This window comes from Holdemanella sp. DFI.5.55 (genome assembly GCF_020593575.1).
Classification (GTDB): Bacteria; Bacillota_I; Bacilli_A; order Erysipelotrichales; family Erysipelotrichaceae; genus Holdemanella; species Holdemanella hominis.
Map to the genome: position 1 here is coordinate 1 of NZ_JAJDMK010000073.1, position 10,911 is coordinate 10,911.

Below are 10,911 nucleotides of genomic sequence, written 5' to 3' on the forward strand. Positions count from 1 at the left end.
CACATTTTTTGTGTTCCCCTCAAAACCGTCATTTCTTAACTTAATGACATTGAGTAATTCTCTAACTTTTTTTAAGCAAATTTTAAGTGTTGTTTAGTATGTTTATGGTATGACATATAAAGAATTTTATGGATCTGACTATGATACGTTTAAAAATGTTTTGGATAAGGTTTTAAATACAATTCATTCGAGTGTATTAGCTTGTATACAATATACGACTTCTAGAATTAAGTCATCAGAAAGTGTTATGAAAAAGATAGGCAATGAATATTCTTTGCTTCATGATATTATTGGAGTTCGCATCATTTGTTCGTTTGTGGATGAAATCTATGAAGTAAAGGATTGGATTCATTCATGCTTTAAAGTGGTGGAAGTAAGAGACTGTTTAAGCCAACCCAAACCCAGTGGGTATCGCAGTCTACATGTGATTTGTGAAGTGGATGGATGTTTAGTTGAAATCCAAGTACGAACGATCGCATTAGATTTTTGGGCAAATCTAGAACATCAAATTCATTATAAGAAACATATTGAAGATGAAGATTTGATATGTAGTGAATTAAAACGATGTGCCGATGAAATTGCTTCTTTAGACTTATCATTTCAGACAATCAAAGATAGAGTCAAGGGATAATATGCGATTATTGGTAGCGGATGATGAAGTGAATTTGGCTAAAGCACTACAAGCCGTCTTAGAAGATGCGGGCTATAATTGCGATGTGTGTTTTGATGGGAATAGTGCCATTCGTTTGATTTCCCAAGAAATTTATGATGGATTGATTTTGGATATTATGATGCTTGAAAAGAATGGTTATGAAGTGCTAAATCAGATTTGCAAACAAAAAAATGATATTCTGGTATTACTTTTAAGTGCGTTAAATGAAGTGGATAATAAAGTTACAGGTTTTGATTTAGGTGCCAACGATTATCTATCCAAACCCTTTTCGACAAAGGAATTGATTGCAAGAGTCAAAGTGATGTTAAAAGAAAATGTGATAGACGATTCTTATTTACAATATCAAGATATTCTATTGAATAAGAAAGAAGAAACACTTGCGTGTAAGAATACAAAATATCAATTGACTAAGTTGGAATGTAGTATTCTTTCTTTATTGATTCGAAGTGAATCGAATCGAGTAGCTGTTTGGCTTGTGATTGAAAAAGTTTGGAACAATTGTGTAGATGTGAATCAGAATACGGTTTCACTTCATATATCCTATTTAAATCGAAAGTTATCGGCATTGCAATCTTGTGTATCTATAAAAATGAGTAAAGAAAATATAGAACTGTGTGTTAATATATAAAAAAAGAAGAAAGGGCGTGCACTATGAATATATTAGTTGTGGATGATGAAAAAAACATTGCATATGCGATTGCACAAATTTTAGAAGAACAAAAATGGCAAGTAACTATGGCTTATGATGGACAAGAAGGTTTAGATTTAGCCCTTAGTGGATATTATGATGTAGCTATTTTAGATATTATGCTCCCTATTATGAATGGTTTTGAGATTGTACAGAAAATGCGTGCCAATAAGATTGAAACTCCAACTTTGTTGTTGTCGGCATTGGATGAAATTCCAGATAAAGTGAAAGGCCTAAATGTAGGGGCCGATGATTATATGACTAAACCATTTTCAGCTGCAGAACTTGTTGCTCGAATTAATGCATTGACAAGACGTAAAGGAGAAGTCATTGTACATGAATTGAAGTATGACGATTTATCGTTACAACTTGATACTTGTGAGTTGTATTGTGCAAGTCAACATATTCATTTAGGATATAAAGAATTTGAAATCATGAAACATTTAATGTCACATCCTGAAATGATTACTTCTAAAGATGATTTGATTGTTTCGGTATGGGGTAGTGAAAGTGATGCGATGGACAATAATGTAGAGGTTTATATCTCGTTTTTAAGAAAGAAACTAAAATTTTTAAAAAGCAAAGTTTCAATCAAGGTGATTCGAAAAGTTGGATATCGACTAGAGGTTTGTGATGCTTAAAAAACTACAGACAAAATTCATTTTGATTTTAATGTCCTTTGTCAGTGTAATCTTATTATCTGTATTTGGTGTAGTTTGTTGCTCAAACTATGTTCATGATAAAAAGGATGTTGAGCGAAGTTTGGAAATGGCTTTACGATTAAAGGATAAAGATTTTTCGATTTCATTTGGAAACAGTCGAAATTTTAATGGGAATTCCTTCGTGATTTATACGGATTCAAATTATGAATATATGATCACAAGCCGTTCAGTATGGAATATTTATGCAGAAGATGCGCAAAGCTTAATTGAGAGTGTAAAAAATAAAGACGATATCGGAATTTTGAAAAGACAAGGGTTTGCGTATAAAAAAGAAAAAATTACCAACTATCAAGTGGATGAAAACACAATTATTCCTTCAGGTTATGCCGTAGCCTTTGTGGATGTATCTCATATGCAGTCTTCTTTTCAAAGAATGTTGATTATATCTATTCAAATTGGATCGAGTGTATTACTGGTATTCTTTATACTAAGTTGTATTTTAAGTAAATGGGCACTAAAACCAGTCGAACAGGCATGGGATAAACAGAAACAATTTGTGGCCGATGCCAGTCATGAATTAAAAACGCCATTAACGGTTATTTTAGCGGATAGTGATGTATTAACCAATCATTCGACAGAAACCATTTCTTCACAAAAACAATGGATAGAATCGATTCAAAGCGAAGCGAACCGCATGCGAAAACTTGTAGAGGATATGCTGTTTCTTGCCAAGAATGATGCGAATCGAATTGAAATTTCAATGCAGAATTGTTCGCTTAGTGATATATGTTTTCATTGTGTTTTACCGTTTGAATCCATTGCGTTTGAAAAAGGTATTGATTTAATCGATGAAGTGGAAGAGAATATAGAGGTACATGGTAATGAGTCACAGTTAAGACAATTGATATTAATTTTCTTGGACAATGCGATCAAATATACACCTTCAGGCGGAAAGATTTATTTTAAATTATGTAAGATACAAAATAAACCCGTCATTACAATTCGTAATACAGATAGCTACATTCCACCAGAAGATTTAAAACATGTATTTGAACGCTTCTATCGTGTTGATAAGTCAAGAAAGTATCAAGGGGGGGCCGGTTTAGGCTTATCCATCGCAAGTCAAATTGCGCAAAGTCATAAAATCAAATTAAGTGTGACAAGTGATGAAAAACAAGGTACAGAATTTACTTTGAATTTCTAGGAGGATAATTATGTTTCAAAAAAGAGTCGATCAAGTGATCGCAAAAATGAAGGCGGATGGGCTTAAACAAATCTTAGTTAGTGAACCATGCAGCATTTATTATTTAACAGGTGTTGATGTAGGTCCAGGAGAAAGATTGTTTGCGCTATACTTGAATGATGAAGGAAGAAAAGTATTATTTTTAAATACATTATTTACGGTTGAACAAAAGGATTGTGAAGAAATTTGGTTTAGTGATACAGACGATTCCACTTCACTTTTAGCTAGTGTTATTAATTCCAGTGAAACGCTAGGTGTTGATAAAGATTGGACAGCACGTTTCTTGATTCCTTTAATGGAAAAGTGCGAAGGATTAAAAGTTGTTCTTGGATCAAAATATGTAGATGATACTCGTGCCATTAAGGATGAAAAAGAAATTGAATGTATGATTGAAAACTCACAGATCAATGATGTTGTGATGGAACGTACAAGAGATTTTATTAAAGAAGGTATGACTGAAAAACAAGTGGAAGCTTTTATTCTTGAACAATATAAATTGCTAGGATGTCAAGACGTATCATTCTCACCTATTTGTTCTTTTGGAGCTAATGGTGCAGATCCTCACCATATGCCAGATGATTCTGTGTTAAATGCAGGTGAGAGTATTGTCATTGATATTGGGGGAAGAAAAGATCGTTATTGTTCGGATATGACACGTACTTATTTCTGTAAAGAAGCAAGTGACGAATATAAAAAGATTCATGATATTGTACGTGTTGCCAATGAAAAAGCGGAAGAAATTATTCGTCCAGGCGTTCGTCTATGCGATATCGATTTAACGGCTCGTAATTATATTTCTAGCTTTGGTTATGGCGAATACTTTACACATCGCCTAGGACATTTCATTGGTCAAACGGATCATGAATTTGGGGATGTAAGTTCAACCAATACAGAAACTGTAAAACCAGGCATGATTTTCTCGATTGAACCAGGTATCTACTTACCAGAAAAGATGGGTGTTCGTGTTGAAGACTTAGTACTTGTTACTGAAGATGGTTGTATTGTATTAAATAAACTAGATAAAAAATATGCGATGATTGGTTAATAATCATCGCATTTTACTATTTACCTAAACAGAATTTAGAAAATAATGTATCCAACAAGTCTTCTCTATGAACTTCACCTAAGATTTCTTTCAAATGATCATGAGCAGCCTGAATGTCAATCTCAATTAAATCAGGTTCTACCATCATATCCATGGCTTCTTTGGCACGTAACATATCTTCTTTGGCTTGATTCAATAAACCAATTTGACGCTCATTTGAAAGTAGTGGATCTTCCTTTAATAAATCTTCATGATACAAGTTTTCCAAGGCATCAATTAAAGGTTGAATCTCTTTATTGGCAGCTGAAATCCAAATGCCATCTTTATTAGCTTCAGTTTTATCTAACTTATTATAGATAATTAAACGCATCTTATCTTTTGTCAGTTCTAATAATTGTTTATCTTCTTCATCCCACTCTTTTGAACCATCGAAGACTAAAAGAACCAATTTGGCATCTTTTAATCTTTCCTGACTTTTTTCAATGCCAATCTGTTCAATCTTATCGCTGGATTCATGAATACCAGCTGTATCAATTAAATTCAATTGTACACTGCCAATATGAATTTGCCCCTCAACCAAGTCTCTTGTGGTCCCCGCAATATCTGTAACGATGGCTTTATCTTCTTCAAGAAGTGCGTTTAATAAGCTGGATTTACCAACATTTGGCTTACCCACAATAATGGTATCAATACCTTTTTTTAACATTTGCCCCGTCTGTACACGAGCAAGAATACGATCGATCTTGGTTAACCATTCGTTAGTTTTTGGAAGTAAATCATTCGTCGTTAATTGTTCTACATCTTCATATTCAGGATAATCAATATTCACTTCGATCTGCGCAATGATATCCATTAAATCATCAATCAAAGGCTGTAGTAGCTTTTTTACACTTCCTTTAATTCCATGAATGGCCATACTTGCTGCGGTATTGTTGCTTGCTTCAATCATATCTTGAACGGCTTCCGCCTGCGATAAATCAATTCTTCCATGATAGAAGGCACGTTGCGTAAATTCTCCCGGTTTTGCCAGATCTGCTCCAGCACTTAATACCATCGATAAGATTTTACGAGTAATAAAAGTACCACCATGACAATTGATTTCGACAATGTCTTCGCGTGTATATGTTTTTGGAGCTCTAAAGATAGAAATTAAAACTTCATCAACAGGATTTTTATCGGTATCTATAATAAAACCATAATGAACGGTATGACTTTTCGCATTTATGATATTACGGTCAAATATTTTTTGAGTGATTTCAATAGCCTTGTCACCACTTAAACGAATGATGGAAATGGCACCATCCTGCAAAGAAGTGGAGATGGCTGCAATTGTATTTTCAAACATTGTTAACATCCTTTCTTTCTTAGTGTATTTTATCATAAAAGATGTATAATGTCTTAGACAGAGGTGTAAACATGAAAGAATATACTAAAAATCAAGTACACGAAGTAGCGTGTGCATTTAATGAACATAAAATTATTGCTCTTCCTACAGATACAGTATATGGAGTTGGAGTAAAATATGGGAATTTAGAAGATTTAGAACGATTGAAACGCGCAAAACATCGTCCAGAAACGAAACCAATCCCAATGATGGTTTCAAATGTAGAACAAATGAAGCAAGTTGCGTTAGTGGATGAAAGAATTGAAAAGATTGCGGCTAAGTTTTTACCGGGTGCATTGACGCTCGTTGTGAATGTAAAGGACAGTGTTGATTCAGTATACACAAATGGCTTAAGTACAATTGCGATTCGTATTCCAGATGAAAAATTTATATTAGATGTGATTGATGAGTTGAATTGTCCAATCTTGGTCACAAGTGCCAATCAGTCTGGAGAAAAAACAGCACTTACAAGTGATGATGTGTATGAACAGCTTCCAAAAATTGATGGTATTGTACTTGGAACGTGTAAAGCGTTACAGGCAAGTACGATTGTTGACTGTACAAAAGAAAAGTTACAAATCTTAAGACCTGGACCTATTTCTTTAGAAGAACTAGAATCCGTATTATAGAAAAAAACACCCAGAACCTATGTTGTAGGGCATAGGCCAGGGTGCATACGAACACATCTAGAAGTAGTATGCTTCTAGCAGTTCATCTAGTATGTTACTCTGAATTGGATAAGATTCAATGTTTTGGGTTTAAATTTAAACATATGTTAAAACTTGTCAAAATGAGGGGTGTTGATTATAATACTATGTATGACAGAAGAAGAAATGATTAGACAAATTGCCGAGCCTATACTTAAACAATTGGAAAAAATCGAAAAGGAACTTGGAAACCATCGGATGCCGCAGCTTCCGCAAATTAAATTTGTGAAGGAATCTGAAATGGGAGATGGTCCTTTTATGATAGGTGACATTGAGGTTACAGATGAGCTTTTAGAAAAAGTGGAAGCCTATATCCAAGAAGAGATTGAAATGATGCATAAGCCAACTGTACTACATTAAAAAGCCACAAATTTAAAAAAACACTTGCATTTTATTTTATGTTAGTGTATTATAAGTGAGCACGTTGGAAATGCGGGTGTGGCGAAATTGGCAGACGCACCAGACTTAGGATCTGGCGCCTTCGGCGTGGGGGTTCGAGTCCCTTCACCCGCACCACTTGTAAATTTAGACAATTACTTCGGTAGTTGTCTTTTTTTGTTTTATGTTATAATTTTTCTATGAATGTTTGTGTATATTATGAGAAAATAAATGAAGATTCCATTCGTATCAATCGAGTGTATTCATTAAGTCCCAAGATAGAAATACCAGAATCCATTGATGGATATGTTGTTCGTGAAATTGGAAATTATTGTTTTTCTTCAAAAAAAGTCGATTTATCGAAAGCTATTTTAAGTTGTGACATTCCTTCGAATTATCATGAATGTAGTGGGGTTGATGTAGAAAGTGTTAAGTTTCCGAGTACTTTAAAAAAACTTGGGAATTATGCGTTCTACAATTGTCGGAAGCTAAAAGAAATATATTTACCTTTTTCTTTAATGAGTATAGGTAGCGATGTGTTTATGAATTGTTTAAGACTCAATCATATTTATTATGATTGTTCAATTTTTGATGTTACTTTCCTGAAACAAATCTTAACGCAAATCACATGGGATGTAGAAGTTCACTTTTTAGATAGTTCTATATTCTATCCAGAATACAATGGGGGTTATGATGAAGTGGGCCCTGCTCATATCTTTGCCCTGAATATTGAAGGGGAAGGTTTTCGTATGCGTCAATGTTTTAAAGAGGGGAAAATCGATTTTGACGGATATGATGCTTGTTTTGAAAAGCTATGCGCTGAAGAAAGTGAATCTTGCATCTTTCATGTAGCGATTCTTCGCTTTATGATGGGATCTGAACAATACATTCCTTATTTAAGGGCACATGATTTGACTTCTTATTTACATGTATATAAAGATATATGTGCTATGGTAGAAAAATTGTTAAAAAAAGAATGTCTTGGTCAATCCGATCTAGATCGATTGATTTTTATGGAAAAGGATTTAGAAACTCGTACTCTATTGATGGAATTAAAGAATAAGATGTTTAAATCATCATCGACATATTCTTTTGAGGATTTTTAATGCGACAAAGTGAATGGGAAAAGGAAAAGGCGATTCATATCTTAGAATTAGTTCGATCCGAACTCTATATGGATATGCCACATTTTTTAACAGCTTTAAATACGTTGGTGTTGAAGGAAGATGAGCGTGTAGCTATATGTGCGACAAATGGCGTGTATTTTTACTATAATCCATTAAAGATTATTGATTTATTTCAGAAGAATGCAGTGTTTTTAAATCGTAGTTTTTTACATAGTGTTCTGCATTGTTTATATAGTCATATTTGGCTTAAAAAAAATCGTGTTGAATTTATTTGGAATGTAGCTTGCGATATTATCGTGGAGTATACATTGGATTCGATGCATAAAAAAAGCGTTTCGCGAATCTTGTCATATGTTCGAAAAGATGTATATCGTGAAATTGAAAGTTTAGATGGGCTGAGTTGCATTACAGTTTATGAATGGCTTTGTACACGTGGTGATATTCAAGATTTATATTATGAATTTGTGGTGGATGATCATGCTGCATGGCCTAAAGAGCAGGATGAGAACGTACCTCAATCTTCTACTGTTCAAAAAAAGTGGCAAAGTGTTGCCAAACAAACATTGTTTGATCATAAACAAAAAGGGAAGGATAATGAGGATGGGGATGCCTTTCTTGTGTCGAGTTTACAGGCAAAGAAATCGAAATACTCTTTTTCACAGTTTTTAAAACGATTTAGTATTGTGAAAGAAGAAATGCAAATAGATTTGGATGAATTTGATTTGTCCTATTACACATATGGAATGTCGATCTATAAGAACATGCCATTGATTGAGCCTTTAGAGACAAAAGAAGTCAAAAAAATCTATGAGTTTGTGATTGTACTCGATACGAGTTATTCTATTGATGAAAATCTTGCGAAGCGTTTTATATCCAATACATATAGTATTTTAAGCACTTCAAATATGTTTTATAAATCGTGCAAGGTGCATATTATTCAATGTGATGACAGAATCCGCAAAGACGATGTTATCTCAAATCAAAATGAGATGGATCAATTATTGAATTCATTTACTCTAGTGGGTAAAGGCAATACCGATTTTAGACCGGTATTTAGCTATGTGAATGATTTGATAGATCAAAAAGTTTTTCAAAATCTTTGTGGCCTGCTTTATTTTACCGATGGCAAGGGAATCTATCCCAAAAAGAGTCCGGCCTATAAAACAGCCTTTATTTATTTAGAGGATTATGATCAAAGTAAAGTGCCTTCATGGGCAATTCAATATAGATTGGAAGAAAAGTTATGAATATATTACAGGCAAAAAATGAAATAAAAAATACTGTACAGGCATATTTATCGAAGAATTCGTTTGGTGAATATGAGATTGAAGCGAAGAATCAACGACCTTTATTGTTGATTGGTCCTCCTGGTATTGGTAAAACACAGATTATGGAACAAATCGCAAAGGAATGTCAAATTGGACTTGTCAGCTATACAATTACGCATCATACACGTCAAAGTGCTGTGGGCCTTCCTTTTATTCAAAAAAAGGAATTTCAAGGAAAGACATACTCGATTACGGAATACACAATGAGTGAGATCATTGCGAGTGTTTATTCAAAAATGGAAGATACAGGATTAAAAGAGGGTATCTTATTTATTGATGAAATCAATTGTGTATCGGAAACATTAGCACCTACCATGTTGCAGTTTCTACAGAATAAAACCTTTGGAAATCAGAAGGTTCCTTGTGGCTGGATCATTGTAGCAGCAGGAAATCCGAGTGAATATAATAAATCGGTTCGTGATTTTGATGTCGTGACAATGGATCGTATTCGTTATATTCATGTTGAAACGGATTACTATGTATGGAAAGAGTATGCGATTTCAAAACATATACATCCGATGATCTTAAGCTATTTGGAATTAAAGCCCAATCATTTCTATACTGTTTCAACAAGTGTAGATGGTATGGAATTTGTGACGGCAAGAGGCTGGGAAGATCTATCTTATTTACTCTATACCTATGAAAAGATGCATCTAGAAATCTCTCAAGATACGATTTATGAATATCTGCATCATGAAGATATTGTCGAAGATGTTTTCGCCTATTATTTGATGTATAAAAAATATCAGGATGATTATGGCATTGATGATATCTTAAACGGAAATGTATCGAGTACAATCTACGCTCGATTGTTTAATGCCGATTTTGATGAAAGAGTCTCTGTTGTTAATTTGGTGATGGATGGTTTACTACGACAAGTGAATTTATATTCTTTTGAAAAACATTGTACAGATCTTTGGTTTAGTTTCTTGAAAGAATATCGCAAAGATATGGATTCTTCTTATTTGGACCATACAAAGGTATTTATGGCAAATTATCGTGATAAATTGCAGGCAGAATTATTAAGTATTTCACAAAAACATGAACATGAATTTGTGTTAAATAACATACAAAAAGTAATGGTGGATGAAAGTTTAGATCCAAAATCACGTTTTGATTCTTGTACAAAGCCTTTCTTTGAACAAAAGGAAAAAATGGAAAAGTTGGATAGTCAATTGAAGCTGGAGATTGAAAATGCGTTTGAATTTATGGAAAGTGCATTTAAGGATGGTCAGGAAATGACAATATTTGTGACCAATCTAACAATGTCAGCTGAAATGGCTTTATATTTAAGTTCACATACGATTGATGTATATGAAAAGTACAAACAAGTCTTGTTGATAGGAACACAAAAGGCAAGATTATTGGATGAGTTAGCGCATTAAAAGGAGAAGAGTATGGATTATTCAGACTTGAAATATGATATGGAAGAATTTGAATCGGACCAAGATAAAAAACTTCCACAACCCCCATTGGTAAAGGATGCAATGCGAACGGAATCGATAGAACTTCCTAAAAATTTTGATGCGTTATCCATTTGTTCTAACTTTTTAGATATCATAAATACACGCCATAGTAGTCGTGTATATACGCAAGAACCTATGTCTTTGTTGGAACTATCTTACCTGAATTATTCATGAAAATATAAAAATCCGTAGAATGTTCCTAATTTAAAG

Annotated in this window: 12 protein-coding genes and 1 tRNA gene; 12 read left to right on the top strand and 1 reads right to left on the bottom strand. The window is 33.7% G+C overall.

What is annotated here, in order from left to right:
• The first annotated feature begins 109 nt into the window (after window positions 1-109).
• Genes LJE08_RS11370 through LJE08_RS11390 form a run of 5 tightly spaced genes read left to right on the top strand, consistent with a single transcriptional unit; the run spans window position 110 to window position 4,311 of the window.
• Window positions 110-631, top strand: coding sequence for a GTP pyrophosphokinase family protein (locus LJE08_RS11370; RefSeq protein ID WP_227403282.1), 522 nt, complete (start codon window positions 110-112; stop codon window positions 629-631).
• A gap of 1 nt (window position 632) precedes the next feature.
• Window positions 633-1,301 (top strand): response regulator transcription factor, encoded by a 669-nt coding sequence (locus LJE08_RS11375; protein WP_217256404.1) that lies wholly within the window; start codon window positions 633-635, stop codon window positions 1,299-1,301.
• 23 nt (window positions 1,302-1,324) lie between these two features.
• Complete coding sequence (locus LJE08_RS11380; RefSeq protein ID WP_227403283.1) at window positions 1,325-2,002, top strand: response regulator transcription factor; 678 nt, start codon at window positions 1,325-1,327, stop codon at window positions 2,000-2,002.
• On the top strand, window positions 1,995-3,227 hold the full coding sequence (locus LJE08_RS11385) for a cell wall metabolism sensor histidine kinase WalK (RefSeq protein ID WP_227403284.1): 1,233 nt from the start codon (window positions 1,995-1,997) through the stop codon (window positions 3,225-3,227). Before LJE08_RS11380 ends, LJE08_RS11385 begins: the two co-directional genes overlap by 8 nt.
• Before the next feature lie 10 nt (window positions 3,228-3,237).
• Window positions 3,238-4,311 (top strand): Xaa-Pro peptidase family protein, encoded by a 1,074-nt coding sequence (locus LJE08_RS11390; RefSeq protein WP_117924234.1) that lies wholly within the window; start codon window positions 3,238-3,240, stop codon window positions 4,309-4,311.
• Window positions 4,312-4,327: 16 nt separating this feature from the next.
• Here LJE08_RS11390 and mnmE read toward each other — a convergent pair whose 3' ends face one another.
• Complete coding sequence (gene mnmE, locus LJE08_RS11395) at window positions 4,328-5,656, bottom strand: tRNA uridine-5-carboxymethylaminomethyl(34) synthesis GTPase MnmE (RefSeq protein WP_117924232.1); 1,329 nt, start codon at window positions 5,654-5,656, stop codon at window positions 4,328-4,330.
• A 71-nt stretch (window positions 5,657-5,727) separates the two neighbouring features.
• On the opposite strand from mnmE, the gene LJE08_RS11400 reads away from it, so the two are divergent.
• The 7 genes from LJE08_RS11400 to LJE08_RS11430 all read left to right on the top strand — a co-directional run bounded on the left by LJE08_RS11400 (window position 5,728) and on the right by LJE08_RS11430 (window position 10,875).
• Entirely contained in the window at window positions 5,728-6,324 is a 597-nt protein-coding gene (locus LJE08_RS11400; protein WP_199593107.1) for an L-threonylcarbamoyladenylate synthase, read from the top strand.
• Window positions 6,325-6,513: 189 nt separating this feature from the next.
• Window positions 6,514-6,762 carry a hypothetical protein gene (locus LJE08_RS11405; RefSeq protein ID WP_118115047.1) on the top strand — a complete coding sequence of 83 codons (249 nt, stop codon included), beginning with the start codon at window positions 6,514-6,516 and terminating at the stop codon, window positions 6,760-6,762.
• A gap of 72 nt (window positions 6,763-6,834) precedes the next feature.
• Window positions 6,835-6,918: transfer RNA gene (locus LJE08_RS11410), tRNA-Leu, on the top strand.
• Between the two features lie 62 nt (window positions 6,919-6,980).
• Entirely contained in the window at window positions 6,981-7,886 is a 906-nt protein-coding gene (locus tag LJE08_RS11415) for a leucine-rich repeat domain-containing protein (RefSeq protein ID WP_117924227.1), read from the top strand.
• On the top strand, window positions 7,886-9,154 hold the full coding sequence (locus LJE08_RS11420; RefSeq protein ID WP_186998783.1) for a VWA-like domain-containing protein: 1,269 nt from the start codon (window positions 7,886-7,888) through the stop codon (window positions 9,152-9,154). The genes LJE08_RS11415 and LJE08_RS11420 overlap by 1 nt, the downstream gene beginning before the upstream one ends.
• Window positions 9,151-10,620, top strand: coding sequence for an ATP-binding protein (locus tag LJE08_RS11425; RefSeq protein ID WP_227403285.1), 1,470 nt, complete (start codon window positions 9,151-9,153; stop codon window positions 10,618-10,620). The genes LJE08_RS11420 and LJE08_RS11425 overlap by 4 nt, the downstream gene beginning before the upstream one ends.
• A 12-nt stretch (window positions 10,621-10,632) precedes the next feature.
• Complete coding sequence (locus LJE08_RS11430) at window positions 10,633-10,875, top strand: hypothetical protein (RefSeq protein WP_227403286.1); 243 nt, start codon at window positions 10,633-10,635, stop codon at window positions 10,873-10,875.
• The last annotated feature ends 36 nt before the right edge of the window (window positions 10,876-10,911 follow it).

Excerpts from the sequence above, each read along its gene's own strand:
- LJE08_RS11425 (WP_227403285.1), top strand. The coding sequence starts at position 9,151 with ATGAATATATTACAGGCAAAAAATGAAATAAAAAATACTGTACAGGCA.
- LJE08_RS11385 (WP_227403284.1), top strand. The coding sequence starts at position 1,995 with ATGCTTAAAAAACTACAGACAAAATTCATTTTGATTTTAATGTCCTTT.
- LJE08_RS11375 (WP_217256404.1), top strand. The coding sequence starts at position 633 with ATGCGATTATTGGTAGCGGATGATGAAGTGAATTTGGCTAAAGCACTA.
- LJE08_RS11415 (WP_117924227.1), top strand. The coding sequence starts at position 6,981 with ATGAATGTTTGTGTATATTATGAGAAAATAAATGAAGATTCCATTCGT.
- LJE08_RS11390 (WP_117924234.1), top strand. The coding sequence starts at position 3,238 with ATGTTTCAAAAAAGAGTCGATCAAGTGATCGCAAAAATGAAGGCGGAT.
- LJE08_RS11400 (WP_199593107.1), top strand. The coding sequence starts at position 5,728 with ATGAAAGAATATACTAAAAATCAAGTACACGAAGTAGCGTGTGCATTT.
- LJE08_RS11420 (WP_186998783.1), top strand. The coding sequence starts at position 7,886 with ATGCGACAAAGTGAATGGGAAAAGGAAAAGGCGATTCATATCTTAGAA.
- mnmE (WP_117924232.1), bottom strand. The coding sequence starts at position 5,656 with ATGTTTGAAAATACAATTGCAGCCATCTCCACTTCTTTGCAGGATGGT.
- LJE08_RS11370 (WP_227403282.1), top strand. The coding sequence starts at position 110 with ATGACATATAAAGAATTTTATGGATCTGACTATGATACGTTTAAAAAT.
- LJE08_RS11405 (WP_118115047.1), top strand. The coding sequence starts at position 6,514 with ATGACAGAAGAAGAAATGATTAGACAAATTGCCGAGCCTATACTTAAA.
- LJE08_RS11380 (WP_227403283.1), top strand. The coding sequence starts at position 1,325 with ATGAATATATTAGTTGTGGATGATGAAAAAAACATTGCATATGCGATT.
- LJE08_RS11430 (WP_227403286.1), top strand. The coding sequence starts at position 10,633 with ATGGATTATTCAGACTTGAAATATGATATGGAAGAATTTGAATCGGAC.